At 71.0% G+C, this 14,523-nt stretch carries 14 protein-coding genes; 6 read left to right on the top strand and 8 right to left on the bottom strand.

Annotation, left to right across the window (positions count from 1 at the left end; genetic code table 11):
* The first annotated feature begins 78 nt into the window (after window positions 1-78).
* Window positions 79-1,662: a flavin-containing monooxygenase gene (locus ACIBO2_RS13110; RefSeq protein ID WP_397297058.1), complete on the top strand. Its 1,584-nt coding sequence runs from the start codon at window positions 79-81 to the stop codon at window positions 1,660-1,662.
* Between the two features lie 117 nt (window positions 1,663-1,779).
* On the opposite strand, the gene ACIBO2_RS13105 is transcribed toward ACIBO2_RS13110, so the two are convergent.
* Window positions 1,780-2,850 carry a LacI family DNA-binding transcriptional regulator gene (locus ACIBO2_RS13105; protein WP_358544490.1) on the bottom strand — a complete coding sequence of 357 codons (1,071 nt, stop codon included), beginning with the start codon at window positions 2,848-2,850 and terminating at the stop codon, window positions 1,780-1,782.
* 74 nt (window positions 2,851-2,924) lie between these two features.
* Between ACIBO2_RS13105 and ACIBO2_RS13100 the strand changes: the two genes are divergently transcribed.
* Window positions 2,925-3,122: a hypothetical protein gene (locus ACIBO2_RS13100; RefSeq protein WP_358544491.1), complete on the top strand. Its 198-nt coding sequence runs from the start codon at window positions 2,925-2,927 to the stop codon at window positions 3,120-3,122.
* Between the two features lie 68 nt (window positions 3,123-3,190).
* On the opposite strand, the gene ACIBO2_RS13095 is transcribed toward ACIBO2_RS13100, so the two are convergent.
* Together ACIBO2_RS13095 and ACIBO2_RS13090 are read right to left on the bottom strand one after the other, a co-directional pair.
* On the bottom strand, window positions 3,191-4,036 hold the full coding sequence (locus ACIBO2_RS13095) for a serine hydrolase (protein ID WP_358544493.1): 846 nt from the start codon (window positions 4,034-4,036) through the stop codon (window positions 3,191-3,193).
* A gap of 62 nt (window positions 4,037-4,098) precedes the next feature.
* A complete protein-coding gene (locus ACIBO2_RS13090) occupies window positions 4,099-4,593 on the bottom strand; it encodes a VTT domain-containing protein (RefSeq protein ID WP_358544495.1) in 495 nt (164 codons plus the stop codon).
* A gap of 149 nt (window positions 4,594-4,742) precedes the next feature.
* Here ACIBO2_RS13090 and ACIBO2_RS13085 point away from each other — a divergent pair, with 149 nt between their 5' ends.
* Window positions 4,743-5,261 (top strand): hypothetical protein, encoded by a 519-nt coding sequence (locus ACIBO2_RS13085; protein ID WP_358544496.1) that lies wholly within the window; start codon window positions 4,743-4,745, stop codon window positions 5,259-5,261.
* Here the strand turns inward: ACIBO2_RS13085 and ACIBO2_RS13080 are convergent.
* The 3 genes from ACIBO2_RS13080 to ACIBO2_RS13070 all read right to left on the bottom strand — a co-directional run bounded on the left by ACIBO2_RS13080 (window position 5,230) and on the right by ACIBO2_RS13070 (window position 10,603).
* On the bottom strand, window positions 5,230-8,598 hold the full coding sequence (locus ACIBO2_RS13080) for a BTAD domain-containing putative transcriptional regulator (RefSeq protein ID WP_397297054.1): 3,369 nt from the start codon (window positions 8,596-8,598) through the stop codon (window positions 5,230-5,232). The two genes, ACIBO2_RS13085 and ACIBO2_RS13080, sit on opposite strands and share 32 nt — an antisense overlap.
* An 81-nt stretch (window positions 8,599-8,679) precedes the next feature.
* Window positions 8,680-9,735, bottom strand: coding sequence for a lysylphosphatidylglycerol synthase domain-containing protein (locus ACIBO2_RS13075; protein WP_358544499.1), 1,056 nt, complete (start codon window positions 9,733-9,735; stop codon window positions 8,680-8,682).
* A gap of 49 nt (window positions 9,736-9,784) precedes the next feature.
* A complete protein-coding gene (locus ACIBO2_RS13070; RefSeq protein WP_358544501.1) occupies window positions 9,785-10,603 on the bottom strand; it encodes a PIG-L family deacetylase in 819 nt (272 codons plus the stop codon).
* A 39-nt stretch (window positions 10,604-10,642) separates the two neighbouring features.
* Between ACIBO2_RS13070 and ACIBO2_RS13065 the strand changes: the two genes are divergently transcribed.
* The 3 genes from ACIBO2_RS13065 to ACIBO2_RS13055 are packed head-to-tail and all read left to right on the top strand — an operon-like array spanning window position 10,643 to window position 12,480.
* A complete protein-coding gene (locus ACIBO2_RS13065) occupies window positions 10,643-11,725 on the top strand; it encodes a glycosyltransferase family 4 protein (RefSeq protein WP_358544502.1) in 1,083 nt (360 codons plus the stop codon).
* Between the two features lie 54 nt (window positions 11,726-11,779).
* Complete coding sequence (locus ACIBO2_RS13060; protein WP_358428133.1) at window positions 11,780-12,022, top strand: hypothetical protein; 243 nt, start codon at window positions 11,780-11,782, stop codon at window positions 12,020-12,022.
* Window positions 12,019-12,480 carry a hypothetical protein gene (locus ACIBO2_RS13055; RefSeq protein WP_358544503.1) on the top strand — a complete coding sequence of 154 codons (462 nt, stop codon included), beginning with the start codon at window positions 12,019-12,021 and terminating at the stop codon, window positions 12,478-12,480. Before ACIBO2_RS13060 ends, ACIBO2_RS13055 begins: the two co-directional genes overlap by 4 nt.
* Here the strand turns inward: ACIBO2_RS13055 and ACIBO2_RS13050 are convergent.
* Together ACIBO2_RS13050 and ACIBO2_RS13045 are read right to left on the bottom strand one after the other, a co-directional pair.
* Complete coding sequence (locus ACIBO2_RS13050; RefSeq protein WP_358544505.1) at window positions 12,466-13,923, bottom strand: DUF2079 domain-containing protein; 1,458 nt, start codon at window positions 13,921-13,923, stop codon at window positions 12,466-12,468. The two genes, ACIBO2_RS13055 and ACIBO2_RS13050, sit on opposite strands and share 15 nt — an antisense overlap.
* 125 nt (window positions 13,924-14,048) lie before the next feature.
* Window positions 14,049-14,429, bottom strand: a complete 381-nt coding sequence (locus ACIBO2_RS13045) for a hypothetical protein (RefSeq protein WP_357955966.1) — start codon at window positions 14,427-14,429, stop codon at window positions 14,049-14,051.
* Window positions 14,430-14,523 lie beyond the last annotated feature (94 nt).

Here is a 14,523-nt window from a genome sequence, read left to right as displayed (position 1 = left end):
TCGGCAACCGCTGTGCTCCCTCGTACGGGCCGTGTTCTTCTAGAGGGGAGGTCCATCTCGATCGCCGATGGAGGCGCGATGCCCGCAGGATCGACCGACCACGACGTGATCATCATTGGTGCCGGATTCGCCGGCCTGTACATGCTCCACCGCCTGCGCGGCCTGGGCATGGCCGCCCGCGTCCTGGAGGCGGGCAGTGGCGTCGGCGGCACCTGGTACTGGAACCGCTACCCCGGAGCCCGCTGCGACGTCGAGAGCCTGCAGTACTCCTACTCCTTCGCCGAGGACCTTCAGCGCGAATGGACCTGGACCGAGCGGTACGCCGCCCAGCCCGAGATCCTCCGCTACCTCGATTACGTCGCCGACCGCTTCGACCTGCGCCCCGACATCCAGCTGGACACCCGCGTCACGGCCGCGTCCTGGGAAGCGCCCGGCGTCTGGAGCGTCGAGACCGGCGGCGGCGAGCGTCTGTCGGCCCGCTATCTCGTCACCGCGGTCGGCTGCCTGTCGGTGACCAACCTGCCCGCTCTGCCCGGTTCCTTCCGGGGGCCGAGCTATCACACGGGACGGTGGCCGGCCGAGGGCGTGGACCTGTCCGGGCGGCGGGTGGCGGTGATCGGCACCGGCTCGTCGGCCATCCAGTCCATTCCGGTCATCGCGGAGAGCGCCGAGCACGTGACGGTGTTCCAGCGAACGCCCAACTTCAGCGTCCCCGCGCACAACGGGCCGCTGTCGCCGGAGTACGACCAGTGGTTCAAGGCCAACCACCAGGACCTCCGCCGTCAGCTGCGTACCTCCCACAGCGGTCTCCTGGCCGGCCCGAACCCCGACTCCGCCCTGGCGGTGACGGACGAGGCGCGGAGGCAGGAGTTCGAGGCGCGCTGGGAGCGGGGAGGCCTGGGCTTCCTCGGCTCGTTCTCCGACCTGCTGACCAACGAGGAGGCGAACAGGACGGCCGCCGGCTTCGTCCACGGCAAGATCCGGGCCACGGTCCAGGACCCGGCCGTGACCGAGCTGCTCCTTCCCGGCGGCCACCCCATAGGAAGCAAGCGGCTCTGCGTCGACACGGGCTACTACGCCACGTACAACCGCCCGAACGTCACCCTCGCCGACATCAGGACCGCGCCCATCCAGGAGCTCACCCCTGGCGGCGTGCGTACAGCTGAGCGTGAGCATCCGGTGGACGTGATCGTGTACGCGACGGGATTCGACGCGATGACCGGGCCGCTGCTGGCCATCGACATCCGGGGCGAGGGCGGGCTGTCGCTGCGGGACAAATGGCGGGCGGGGCCCCGGAGCTATCTCGGGCTGATGAGCGCCGGATTCCCCAACCTGTTCACGATCACCGGGCCGGGGAGTCCGTCGGTGCTGAGCAACATGATCATCTCGATCGAGCAGCACGTGGAGTGGATCGCCGAGTGCCTGGAGCGGCTGGACGGGCAGGTCATCGACGCGGATCCGCAGGCCGAGGACGCGTGGGTGGGGCAGGTGAACGAGATCGCGGCGCTGACGCTGTTTCCGCGGGCGAACTCCTGGTACATGGGGGCGAACATCCCCGGTAAGCCTCGGGTCTTCATGCCTTACGTCGGCGGTGTCGGCGTATATCGGGATAAATGCAGTGAGGTGGCTGACAAGGACTACCAGGGGTTCCTCCGCGGCTGAGGCGCCGCCCCACGGCCCCGCGGTCCCGGCCGCCTCGCCGCTCTCGTCGCTCTCGTCGCCTCGCCACTCTCGTCGCCTCGCCGAGAGCGGGGCCGCCCGGTCGTACGCGAGGCCGGGTCAGACAGCGGGCGCGGCGGTCGAGCCGCGGACGATCAGCTCGTGCGCGAACAGCAATCGCCCGTCCTCGGCGAGTGGTGGCGGTTGCCCGTGTCCGGTGCCGGCCAGCAGCAGGTGGCCGACCGCCGCGCCCATCTCCTGCTGCGGCTGCCTGATCGTGGTAAGACCGGCCTGCTCGGCGGCGCTGTCGGAGAACCCGACGACCGACAGGTCGCGCGGCACGTCGAGCCCGAGGTCGGCCGCCGCGTCGAGGACGCCGAGCGCCAGCACGTCGGTGTTGGTCAGGACGGCGGTGGGCCGCGGGTCCCGGCCGAGCAGCGCGTGGCCCGCCTTCCTGCCCGCCTCCCGGGAGTTGCGGGCCAGTTCGTAGAACGGCACCCCGGCCCAGTCGATGCCCGCCTCCTCGCACGCCGCCTGGTAGCCGCATCGCCGCCCGCGCATGGCCTCGAACACCGCGCTCCGCTGCCTGGTGACGTCGGCCCAGCCGGTGTAGCCGTCGTCGTGCAGCCCGACCATGACCACGCCGACGCGCCGGTGCCCCAGGCCGAGCACGTGGCGGGCGGCCTGCGCCCCCGCCGCGGGCTCGTCGATCCCGACGAACGGATGGCCGCGCACATAGGGCTCGTCGACCACCACGACGGGCAGCTTCCTGCCCAGTACCTCGGCCAGCGCGGGATGCCCGTCGGGCAGCGAGACCACGCAGAACGCGTCGACCACGGCGTCGCGTACGGTCTCCGTCCGCCTGTCGCCGTGCGGCAGCGGCAGGATGAGCAGCCCCACGCCCGCGTCCTCCGCCGCAGTGGCCAGCCCTTGGAAGAAGCCGATGGCGTAGGGGTCGGCGAAGGCGTACGCGAGGGTCTCGCTGAACAGCAGACCCAGCGCCCCGGCCCGGCCCAGCCGCAGTGACCGTGCGGTCGGATTGGGCCCCGCGTAGCCGAGCTCGTCGGCCACCTCCATGATCCGCTGCCGTAGCCCGTCGCTGAGCTGGTCAGGCCGGGAGAAGGCGTAGGAGACGGTGGCCCGGGACACGCCCAGCCTGTCGGCGATCGTCTGCAGCGTGACTCTGGCCATCTGCCAACCGTATCGCCCGGCCTTGCCTGGCCCTTCTTAATCAATTAAGCTCTTAATCGATTAAGGAGGAAGTCATGGATGCCATGCAAGTCCTCGCGCACCAGACCGCGATGGGTCATGGACACACTCTGGAAGAGGCGCTCCCCGGAGCGCCGGTCAAACGGTCGCCCGACAGGGCCGGGGTCCGGCTACGGCTGGCGCACACCCTGCGCTGGACCGCCGATCGCCTCGATCCCGGCACCTGCCCCCGAGCGGTCGCGGCCCGGCGATGACCTGGCAGGTCGCCGCCGGGCCGGAGGATCAGGCGCCGGGCGGTGGGATCAGGCGCCGGGCCGTGGGATCAGCTGCCGGCGATCTGCTCGCCCGCGTAGTCGAGCAGCTTCTCGGCCGTGCTGAAGCGGCGCGCGTCCTGGTCCCCGAGGAGCACGCCCACCACCTGCCTGCCGCCGCGCTCCGCCGCGAACAGCAGGCAGTAGCCCGCCGCGTTCGTGTAGCCGGTCTTGACCCCCAGCACGCCGTCAGCCTGCGTGAGCAGTTTGTTTGAGTTGCGCCAGGTGTGCGCCCGGTGCGCGGATGTCTTGGCCACCTTGTGCACCTCGCGCCCGACGACCGTCTTGAACGTCGTGTCGCGGAGCGCCGCCTGCGCCAGCTTGGTCTGGTCGACGGCCGTGGAGTAACCGCCGTTGCTGGGCACGGGCAGGCCGTCGGCGTTGGTGTAGCGGGTGTCGGCCAGGCGCAGCGTCTTGGCCGCGGCGTTCATCTTGGCGACGAATGCCGCGTTGCCCGGCCCGTACGTCCTGGCCAGCGCGTTGGCGGCGTCGGCCCCCGACGGGAGCATGAGCCCGTACAGCAGGTCCCTGACCGTGAGCCGCTCGCCCTTCTTCAGCGAGGCGGTGGTGCCGCCGTACTTGGTCGCGTGCTTGACGTCAGCCGCGGTGATGGTGATGGTGTCGCCCAGTTTGGCCTCGCGGAGCACCACGTACGCCGTCATCACCTTGACGAGGCTGGCGACCGGGACGCGGCTCGTCTCCCGCTTGTTGAAGTGGATCGTTCCCGCTGAATCGACCACATACGCTGATTTTGCCGCCACAACGGGCGGGTCCGCCGCCTGCGCGGCCGCTGCGGGCGACGAGATCCCCACGACCACGGCGAGTGCGGCGCCGCCGATGAAACCCCCAATATGCATGCCGACATGGTCGCAGGTGATCACTGTTTAATATGCCGAACTCTGTCCCAAGTTGACGACACTCAGGCGGCCAGCACCTTGTCCGCCCGCTTCTTCCGGCGCCACACGACGAACCCGACCACTCCGCCGACGAACAGCACCGCCAGGACCGCCGCCGTGATCGGCGACCGCGCGGCGACCTGGAGCCAGGCCCAGATCAGCGCGCTCAGGCCGAACCACCAGACGGGCGGCCAGGTCAGGCAGCCCAGCGCGCTGGCCACGAGGTACCAGGGATAGGAGACGCGTAGGGCTCCGGCGACCCAGGGCAGCGTGTGCCGGAGCATAGGCACCCAGAAGCACCCGTAGACCGCGAACGCGCCCCACTTCTCCACGACCCGCTCGACCTTCGCGATCCGCTCGCGGCCGAGGCGGACGCCGATGCGCGAGTCGTAGAGCTTCTCGCCGAGCCTGCGGCCGATCCAGTAGTACGCCTGGAACGCGCCGAACAGGGCGATGATCAGCACGATCAGCAGCCAGATCGGCCCCACGGGTTCGATGGTGGACGCCAGCTGTCGCATCAGGACCCCACACCCCCGTCGCGTGCTTTAGGTCAGCCTTACCTTAGTTGAAGGGGCAAGTCGTCGCCACAGCAGGGTGCAACTCATCGACAACCAGGGTTCAACCACCTTCGCGTACCACTGTAGGTAAGCAAGAAGGAGTGTTGATCATGGCAACGAGAAGCACCGCGGTTCTGGCCTCCGGCACGGCCAGCACGGCCAAGCTCTTCGTGGCGGCCCTCGCCTTCACCGGAGCCTATGTCGGTTTCTCGGCCTACGACACCGCCAACTCCGCGCCGCACCCGGCGCAGACGGTCACCCTGTCGGCCCGCGAGCTGCCCATCACCTCCCCGACCACCGCCCGGAGGCCCGAAGCCGCCAAGCCGGGCAAGATCAGCGTCAGCGCGCTGCCGGGCGAGGCCGGGTGCGTCAAGACGTTCGTGGCCCGCAGCGTGGTGGTCAACCCCGAGCCCGACCACACCGTGTTGTACGGCTGGGAGCTGTCCCGCTGGAGCCCCGGCAGCAACACCTGGCACTCCTACTTCGTCGACTACGACGGCTTCGCCGGCAACACGAAGACCGTCCGCTGGAACCCCAGCATCACGAACAACCCTGGCTGGTATCGCATCGAGCTCACCGTCGAGGGCGCCAAGACCATCAAGAGCGACCGCTTCCAGGTGAGTTGCTGACCGACCGCCGCGCCGCGTCCACCCAGCGCGGCACGCCGACCCGCTCGGCCACCTCCAGCGCCTTCTCGTAGTGGGCCCGCGACGCGTCCGGCTGACCCAGCCGAACCGCCAGGTCGCCGAGCGTCAGGGCCACCGGCCAGAGCGCCACGACCCCGGTGCCGGCGCCCGCGACGCGGTCGGCGAACGGCTTGAGCTTGTCGTAGCAGTCGATCATCCGTTCGCGGTCGTCGAGCAGCATCCCGGCCAGCGCCCGCCAGGTCATCGCCAGCTCGTACAGGAAGTCGGGCCGCACCGGCGGGCGTACGGCGGCCACGGCCTTGGCGTCGGCCACCCGACCCGCGGAGGCGAGCGCCAGCGCGTAGGCGTCGAGGGTCCACTTCGCGCCCCGCTGATGGGCCGCGGCGAGCAGCTCGACCGTCTCGGCCGCCCGGCCGTCGACCAGGTGCAGGCAGAACGTGGTGATCAGCGGCAGGTCCTGGCGGCCCTCCAGCATGCCCGCCCGCTCGGTCATCCTGGCCGCGTCGGCGTAGGCCCGCTCGGCGCCGCGGTAGTCGCCGGCGATCATCAGCCGCTGACCGGAATACCAGGCGCAGACGGCCGCCGGCGCCGACAGGTCGTACTGTCTGGCCAGCCGGTCGGCCGCGGCGGCGTGCTCGTCGGCGATGGCGAACTCGCCGCGGGCCGCCGCGCATTCGAGCAGCACCAGGTGGGCCAGCGCCTGCGTGGCCATCTGCCCGGAGCGCTGGGCGACCTCCAGCAGCTCGCGGCCGATGCTCTCGCGGGTGTCGACCGCCGGGATGTCGTAGGACTGCCGCAGCCGCCCGCTGAGGGCCGCCGCGAGCAGCGTCGGGTCGCCGCTCTGCCTGGCCAGCTCCAGCGCCTCCAGCGACGCCTGCCGCCCCCGCTCGGGCGAGGAGGAGCCCTCCAGCTCCAGCGCCAGCGTGGTGAGCAGGCTCGCGCGCAGCGTCTGCTCCCCTTCGGGGAGCTCCATCAGCGCCTTCTCGGTGACGTCGACGATCTCCCACGCGGTGCGGGTGAAGTCGCGGGCCATCCCCTTGTGCGGGACGGCGAGCGAGGCCGCCACCCGCGCGGTGATCTCCAGATCGCCCAGCGGCAGCGCGGAGTCCATGGCCTGGCGGCGCAGCAGCCGCGCCGCGGTCATGTCGCCGCACAGCGCCAGGGCCCTGATCTGGCGGAGCATGAGCTGCAACCGGTCCTTGGTGTCGCCGCCGGTGCGGTCGAACGCCGCGATGGCCTGCTCCCACAGCGTGGCCGCCTCGCGGTGGGCGAACCTGCGCTCGGCCTGCTCGGCGGCCAGCCCGGCGTAGTGGACGGCCTTCTCGGCGGCGTCGGCCAGGAAGTAGTGGTGTGCCAGCGCCGCCACGTCGGACGGCGTGCGCCGCTCGATGACCGCCGCGACCGCCGCGTGCAGCCGGGTGCGGCGCAGCCGGGAGGCGTCGGAGTAGATCGTGTCGCGCACCAGGTCGTGATCGAACCTGAGCAGCCCGGGCCCCGGCTCGGTCACCAGCCCGGCCAGCAGCGCCGCCTCGACCGCCTCCACCACGGCGTCCTCGTCGCCCGCCACGTCGACCAGCACGTCGACGTCGACGTCGCGGCCGATCACCGCCGCCTGCAGCAGGATCTGCTGGGCTCCGGCGGGCAGCCGGGAGATGCGCCGCCGCAGCACGTCGCGCACCCCGGAGGGCACCCGCGACAGCACCTCGATCGCGCTGGCCCGGTCGGCCGCCGCCTCGGAGTCGAGCAGGCGTACGGTCTCGCGCACGAAGAACGGGTTGCCGCCGGTGCGCTCGACGATGGACTCGACCGCGTCCTCGTCGATCTCGCGCACGCAGGTGGCCCTGACCAGCTCGCCCACGGCCTTGGGGTCGAGGCCGGACAGCCCGACCCGCACCGGGCCGAGCCGAGCCAGCGCGGCCAGCACGTCGGACTGGCGGTCGTCGAGCTCGCTCTCCCTGCAGGTGACCACGAGCAGCACCCGGCTGGTGGCCAGCAGGCTGGGCAGTGCGCGCAGCAGCGCCAGCGTCTGGTCGTCGGCCCAGTGGAGGTCTTCGAGCGTGAGCAGCACCGGCGCGCGCCGCGCCACTCCCGCGAGGTAGCCGCCGACCGCCCGGTGCAGCCGGAAGCCACCGGACGCCTCGTCGTCGTCGGGATCGGGGTCGGCGTCGTCGAGCAGCGGCGCCAGCAACTGGGCGTATTCGCCCGCGCCGGTCATCCCCACCAGCGCGCGCAGGATCTCCACCCACGCCCAGCCCGGCGGTGTCGCGCTGGAGTCGGGGCAGGCGCCGGAGGCGGTGATCCAGCCGTCCCCGGTGAGCTTGCCGTCGAGCTGGCGCAGCAGCGTGGTCTTGCCCGCGCCCGCGACGCCCGCGACGATCGCCACCTGGAACCTGCCGGTGCGGGCGGCGGCCGTGGTGAGTCTGGCCAGCTCGGCGTCGCGGCCGACGAACGGCTCGGGCTCCAGCGGCGGCGGCTCGATCGGGGCGGCGGGCCGGGGCGGCCAGGTGTCGGTGGGCCCCTGCACGGGCCTGGACGGCCGCGGTGCGACGCTCAGCTCCAGCTCGGGCGCCTGGGCCAGGATGTCGGACTCCAGCTTGCGCAGCGCCGGCCCCGGGTCGATGCCCAGCTCGTCGGCCAGGATGCCCCTGGCCCGGCGCAGCGCCGCCAGCGCGTCGCCCTGCCGGCCGCAGCGGTAGAGGCCGAGGCCGAGGAGCCGCCAGCCCTCCTCGCGCAGCGGGTGCTCGGTGGTGAGCGCCTCCAGGTCGGGCACGGTCTCGGCGGGCAGGCCGAGGCGCAGCCCGGTGTCGGCGTGCCGCTCGCGCGCCACCAGCCGCATCTCGGTCAGCCTGTTAACTTCCGCCTCCGCCCACTGCTGGTCGGCGAAGTCGGAATAGGGAGTGCCCCGCCACAGGCCGAGCGCCTTCTCCAGGCGGGCGCGCGCGGACTGCGGATCGCCCTCCTCGAGGTGCTCGCCCGCCGCCCTGACCAACTGCTCGAACTTGAGCGCGTCGACCTGGTCGGGCGCCACCCGCAGCGCGTAGCCGGAGGCGACGGTCACCAGCAGGCGGTTGGGCCCGCCCCGCGGACGGCCCGGCTCCAGCACCCGGCGCAGCCGGGAGATGTAAACCTGGAGCCCCGACTGGGCTCCCTTGGCCGTATCGTCATCCCACAAGTCGTAAAGGAGCGTGTCAACCGGCACGACCTGACCTCTGGCCACGAGAAGTCGGGCGAGGACGGCCCGCTGCCGCAACCCGCCGAGGTCGAGTTCGTCGTCGTGTTCGTACGCCTCGACTGGCCCCAGAACTCGGAACGCCACCATGTCAGCCGCCACGCTATGCGGGCTTCCGAATCAGGCACAAGGGCCGTGATTGATTAACGCCTGTTCGGTTTGGGATTGTCACTAGGGGGCCTTCGAGATCGCGGACGGGGGCTCCGCGTCGGCGTTCCTGGCGTTGCGCCTGCGCAGTAGCGCCCACGCGCCTAGAGCGAGGCCGCCGAACGGGATCTCGATAGTGTAAGTCCAGAAGCCGAAAAGCAGTGCGGTCGCCGTCGCCGGGGCGGGTGCCACGCCGAAAGCGTAGAGCAGCGCGGCCACGCCGCTCTCCATGATCCCCGCGCCGCTCGGCGTGACCAGCGCGCTGGTCAGCACGCGGGACAGGGCGAAGACGGCGATCGACTGGGCCAGCCCCGGATAGGCGCCGGTGGCGTGCATGCAGACGACCATGATCGCCCACTGGAAGCCTAGGAAGAAGATCATGGCCAGCGACAGGCCGATCGAGCGCGACCTCACGATCTCGGCGGTGTCCTTGCGCAGCCGCTCGAGCGCCTCGGAGGCGTGGAACTTCAGCCTGAGCAGGCGTACGAGGAAGTCGAGGCCCTTGCCCAGGAGGGCGGCGGCGCGGTCCCAGTAGAGGGCAGCGGCCACCACCAGGCAGAGCGCCAGGATCGACACCGCGCCCACCCAGCCGGCCTTGGCCACCGTCGGGTTGGGTGCCTTGCCGGCCGCCAGCAGCGCGATGATGCCGACGGCGGGCAGGATGAATCTGAACAGCGTGTTCCAGATGCCGCTGACCAGGGTCATCACCACGATCGAGCGGTTGGCGAAGCCCCAGCCCCTGGTCATCGCGAACGTCAGCGCCACCCCGGCCGCGCCGCCGAACGGCAGCAGGTTGCTCACCGCGCTGCCCGCCGCGTTGAGCGAGAGCGCCTGCAGGTTGTTGAGACCCGGCAGTGAGTTGGTGAGCACGAAGGTGTAGGCCAGCAGGCTCAGCAGCCAGGCCGCGGTCATCAGGGCGATGGTGCCGAAGCTGAGGCTGTGGAAGAGCGCGCCGATCTCGCGCCAGGACACGGGCTTGCCGGTCAGCGAGTGGACGATCTGCGGCAGGTAGACCACGAGGGCCAGGGCCAGCGCCAGGGAGAGCGCCGACAGCGTGATCTGGAGCCATCTGTTCTTCATCGCGGTACAGTCTGCCGCTCGCGGGGGCGGCTCGGATCATACTGGGGACTTATTTCGGCCATTGGTCCAGAGGATGATTGAGGCGGGTGCCGGGTGGGAGATCACGTCGTACGTACCACTCGGTGCCGAAGACGAGCCGGTAGAGCGGGCCGGGCACCTTGAGCATCACGGCCAGTGTGCGGTCGCTGTCGCCGCCGGTCGCCTGGGAGGCGTGCGCGGACATGGACGCCCGCTTCTGTTTCGCATATTTCCGGACATTTACCCGGTGGGTGATCGTCTCACTCGACGAGTAGGCGCTCTCGAAGGTCCGTACGTCGAACTCGGGCGGGAACCGGTAGAGCTTCCCCGCCAGCTTCAGCAGCCTGACCAGCGGGTCGCGGTTGACCGTCGCCTCCAGCACGACCGCCGTGCCGGCGATCTCCGCCGCCCGCCGCCCCACCCGGTGCACCTGGACATGGTCGGGATGGCCGTAGCCGCCCGCCGGATCGTAGATCGACAGCAGGTCGGCCCGCTCCTCCTCCAGGATGGCGGCCAGCTTTCCGGCGGCCTTCTCGGAGTCGGCGTCGATGAAGGCGTCGTCGGGCCGCTCCTCGGCGCTGCCGCCCTGCGGGCTCAGACCCGAGTCGCCGTAGCCGAGGCACTCGACGCGGGCGCAGCCGAGCAGGGCCGCCGACTCGTACAGCTCCTTCAGCCGGGTCGCGCGCAACTCCTCGCCCGGCCCCATCTCGGCCAGGCCGCGCTCGCCGGCGGTCGCCACCACGAGGACCACGCGGTGTCCCTCGGCCGCGAGCATCGCCATCGTGCCTGCCGTCAGCAGGGCCTCGTCGTCGGGATGGGCGTGGAAGAACACAGCGGTACGTGGAGGCACAACGCCCAGATTAGTCTGGGAGGGGTGCGGATCTTTCACGTGAGTGACTGTTACCTGCCGCGACTCGGGGGGATCGAGGTTCAGGTCGCCGACCTCGTGCGTACGCAGCGCGAGGCCGGCCACGCCGTCGAGGTGGCGACCGCGACCAAAGGAGAGGCGCTGCCCGGCGTGCACCGGATCGTCGCCAGGATGCCCTTCGACCTGCCGGTTCACCCGTTCGGAGTGGGACATCTCACGCGGCGGCTGACCTCCACGCGGCCCGACGTGGTGCACGTCCACATGGGCGCGGTCTCGCCGTTCGCCTGGATGGGGGTGCGGGCCGCGAAACGGGCCGCGATTCCCTGCGTCGTGACCGTGCACAGCATGTGGGATCCCGTCACGCGCGGCGTCTACCGGTTGCTGCGGCTGGTCTACGGCTGGCAGGACTGGGGGCTGGTGGCCACCACGGTCAGCAACGCGGCGGCGGCCCCGATCCGGTCGGTCGCGGGGGAGGGGGTGCCCGTGCACGTGGTGTCCAACGGCCTCGACCTGTCGGGCTGGCGGCTGTTCTCCGGGTCGCCGCCGGAGCCGCGCGAGGAGGTGCACGTCGTGGCCGTGGGCCGTCTGGCGCCGCGCAAGCAGCCGGTCCGGCTGCTCAAGCTGCTCGACATGGTGCGCTCCCGGGTCCCCGCGGGCATTCCGCTGCGCGCCACGGTGATCGGCGACGGCCCGGCGCGCGCCCAGATGGAGCGTTACCTGGCCCGGCACGGCATGACGGGCTGGGTCTCGCTGCCGGGACGCTACACCCGCGAGCAGATCGCCAAGGTGCTGGAGTCGGCCGATGTGTTCGTGGCGCCGGCGCCACGCGAGTCGTTCGGGATCGCCGCGCTGGAGGCCCGCGCCGCCGGGCTTCCCGTGGTGGCGCGGGCGCAGAGCGGGGTGGCCGACTTCGTCCGGCACGGCACGGAGGGGCTGCTCGGCCGCAGCCTTGGCGACCTGGCCGCCGCCGTGGCCCGCCTGGCCACGGATCCCGAGCTGCGGCAGCGCATGATCGCCCACAACCGCGCCGTCCCGCCGTCGGCGGGCACCTGGCCGACCGTCCTGGCGGGCTTCGACCGGGCGTACGCGGAGGCCATCGGATAAACCACCTGAGGCAGGGGGTCCGTCCTGCGCTGTCTTCGGATGTATATTGTTACCATGGTAACAGTTGATCGCACGCAGACCGGGTTGCGGCTCGAGCGCAACCTGCTCAAGGTGCTCAAGGGCTTGGCCGAATATCTGGACATGTCGCTGGGCGATCTGGTGGAGGGGATCGCCTTGCACGCCTTCGAGGGGCAGGCGCCCTTCACGCCCGAGACGCTGGGCAAGATCGAGCAGCTCAAGGCCGTCTACGGCCTCACGCTGACCGCGGCCGACGCGCACCGGATGGTGGAGAAGTGAGCGGGGCCCAGGTCCGGCTCAGCGGGCAGCTCGCGGTGGCGCTGCCGCCTGCCGAGGCGTTCCGGTTGTTCACGCCCCGAGGGGAGGAGGAGTGGGTGGCCGGTTGGCTGCCCCGCTTCCCCGTGCCCACCGCCGACGACAGCGAGCCGGGCACCGTGTTCGAGACCGACGCCCACGGCGAGCGGACCACCTGGGTGGTGCTCGGCAGGGAGAGCGGGCGGCACGTCTCGTACGCGCGGGTGACGCCGGGTTCGCGGGCCGGGACCGTCAGCGTGGCCGTGGGCGAGGGTCGCGGCGGCGGGAGCGCTGTGCGGGTCACGTACGAGCTGACCGCGCTCTCGCCGGAAGGGGAGCGGGAACTGCGGGAGTTCGCCGACGGCTATCCGGCCTTCCTCGCGTCATGGGAACGCGATATCGCCGCCCGCTTCGGACCGAGCGACACGTCACGTACGACGTAGCACCACATAACCATCGCGGTCGAACACCTTCGTATACCCCTCGGTCACCAGCCGGTCCACCTGGGCGCGCTGATCGTCGGGGGAGCCGAACGGGAACTGCCAGCGGGCCGTGTCGGCCGCCACCCACGCGGCGCCGCGCGGCTGCCCGGTCCAGAGCAGGACGGTGGTGCGGGAGGTCAGGGCCGGGCCGAGCGAGTTGGCGGCCTCCACGGTGACGCCCGTGGGCACCGCGGCCACCGCCGCGGCGGCCGATTCGGTCCTGATCTCCTCCGCCTTGTAGAAGGCCGGATGGTAGAGCTGGTCGAGGGCGAACTTCGGCACCAGGGTGAGCGCGACCACGAGCGCGCCCGCCGACCAGGCCAGCTTGAGCGAGCGGTCGTCGGCGCGCTTGATCCGGCGCAGCAGCCTGGACAGCCCGTCGACGCCCGCGAGGAGCAGGATCACCACCGTGAAGGCGTTGTACTGGAAGTCCGCCCGCCACCACGGTTCGCGGTCCGACAGCATGCGTTCGAGCACGTGCGGCAGCGCGACCAGCGACAGCGGCGACAGCAGGCAGAGCAGCAGCGTCGGCCAGGCCAGCAGGAACAGCGTGTCGACCTTGGTCTCCTCGCTGAACGGCAGCAGCAGCGCGTTCAGCGGGTCGCGCAGCAGCGTCAGGATCGCGCTCGGCGCGTCGGGCCCCAGGTGGCCGTAGGCCCAGAAGTCCTGGCTCTGGCCGCCGAGCAGCGAGATGAGCGCGCCCCGGGTGAGCATGACCCCGCCGAGGCCGATCGCGGCGCAGCACATCCCGCGGAACCTGTCGCCGGTGAGGAAGAGGTAGAGGCCGAAGCCGATCACAGTGAGGCCCATGTCCTCCTTGACCAGGAGGAGCGCGCCCATCGCCGCGAACGCGGGCAGCAGCCGCCCCGCGTGGTAGCGCTCGATCATGATCGCGGTGAGCAGCGGGACGAACATCACCTCGTGCGCGTCGAACGCGATCGCCTGCGCGACGGGCCACGACAGCGCGTAGGCCACGGCGACCAGGTAGGCCGGGGCAGTGCCCAGCATCCGCCTGGTGAACAGCCAGATGAACGGGATCGCGGCGGCGAACAGCAGCGCCTGGGCCACGATCAGCGAACCTGGGCCGTCATGGATCCAGTAGAAGGGCGCCAGCAGCGCGTAGATGGGCGAGAAGTGGTCGGCGAGCTGGAGGTAGTCCAGCCCCCGGTCGTGGAAGGCGCCGACCATCGGGATGTACGGCGGCCGGAAGTGCGCGTAGTTGCGCACGGCCTGGTCCACGATCACCAGATCGAACGTGCTGGCGCGAAAGGTGGCCAGCTTGACCAGGCCGAGCACGGCATAGACGGCGGCCGAGACCACGACGATCAGCCCGACGCGCAGGCGGTTCGGCGTGATCCGGGCCGTCCAACGGGCAGCGCCTGCTGCCAGAGCTTCCCCCGTCACGGGCAGCAAGCGTAGACCGATTCCCCCTGATCGCGTTCGCGGAAAGTTCCCCCTGGACCGCGTACGCGACAAGGCCGCCGCGCCGAGCCGCCCCCCGCGGCCGGTGCGGCATGCCGGCAGAAGCGTCAGGTGCAGGCGCTCTGGATCTTCGTTACGAAGCTCTGCAACTTCTGGACAGAGTCCATCGAGCCGGTGGGGTCCTTGGCATCGATCTTGATGCCGTCGAGCCCGGTGGCAAGGTCATTGAGCGCGGCGGCGAGGTCGCCGTCGTACTTGCCGGCCAGCGTCTTCACCTTGGCGGCGGCCTCATCGCCGGCCTTCTCGAAGGCCTTGGGATCGGTCGCGGCCGAGGTCATGCTGCCGTTGAAGTCAGTCATGATCTTCGTGACTTCGCTGCCCATCTGGTTGCAGTCGACAGCGTTGCCGATGGCACCACAGGCGGTGGTGAGGCCGGCAAGAGAAAGCGTCGCGATCGCGATGGCGATGCGACGACGAGGGGGTGTCATTTCCGTGCCCTTCGTTGCGTTTAGCGACGAAGCGACATTATGGAGTAAACCTTGACAGGTGCTTGCACCCCACTAGCACCATCAGTATCAAGTC

The sequence above is a fragment of the Nonomuraea sp. NPDC050022 genome, from assembly GCF_044460705.1.
Lineage (GTDB): Bacteria > Actinomycetota > Actinomycetes > Streptosporangiales > Streptosporangiaceae > Nonomuraea.
The sequence above is the reverse complement of the archived record's forward strand: the minus strand, read 5'-3'. Positions and strand labels throughout refer to the sequence as shown.

Excerpts from the sequence above, each read along its gene's own strand:
- ACIBO2_RS13110 (WP_397297058.1), top strand. The coding sequence starts at position 79 with ATGCCCGCAGGATCGACCGACCACGACGTGATCATCATTGGTGCCGGA.
- ACIBO2_RS13105 (WP_358544490.1), bottom strand. The coding sequence starts at position 2,850 with ATGGCCAGAGTCACGCTGCAGACGATCGCCGACAGGCTGGGCGTGTCC.
- ACIBO2_RS13100 (WP_358544491.1), top strand. The coding sequence starts at position 2,925 with ATGGATGCCATGCAAGTCCTCGCGCACCAGACCGCGATGGGTCATGGA.
- ACIBO2_RS13095 (WP_358544493.1), bottom strand. The coding sequence starts at position 4,036 with ATGCATATTGGGGGTTTCATCGGCGGCGCCGCACTCGCCGTGGTCGTG.
- ACIBO2_RS13090 (WP_358544495.1), bottom strand. The coding sequence starts at position 4,593 with ATGCGACAGCTGGCGTCCACCATCGAACCCGTGGGGCCGATCTGGCTG.
- ACIBO2_RS13085 (WP_358544496.1), top strand. The coding sequence starts at position 4,743 with ATGGCAACGAGAAGCACCGCGGTTCTGGCCTCCGGCACGGCCAGCACG.
- ACIBO2_RS13080 (WP_397297054.1), bottom strand. The coding sequence starts at position 8,598 with ATGGTGGCGTTCCGAGTTCTGGGGCCAGTCGAGGCGTACGAACACGAC.
- ACIBO2_RS13075 (WP_358544499.1), bottom strand. The coding sequence starts at position 9,735 with ATGAAGAACAGATGGCTCCAGATCACGCTGTCGGCGCTCTCCCTGGCG.
- ACIBO2_RS13060 (WP_358428133.1), top strand. The coding sequence starts at position 11,780 with ATGGTAACAGTTGATCGCACGCAGACCGGGTTGCGGCTCGAGCGCAAC.
- ACIBO2_RS13045 (WP_357955966.1), bottom strand. The coding sequence starts at position 14,429 with ATGACACCCCCTCGTCGTCGCATCGCCATCGCGATCGCGACGCTTTCT.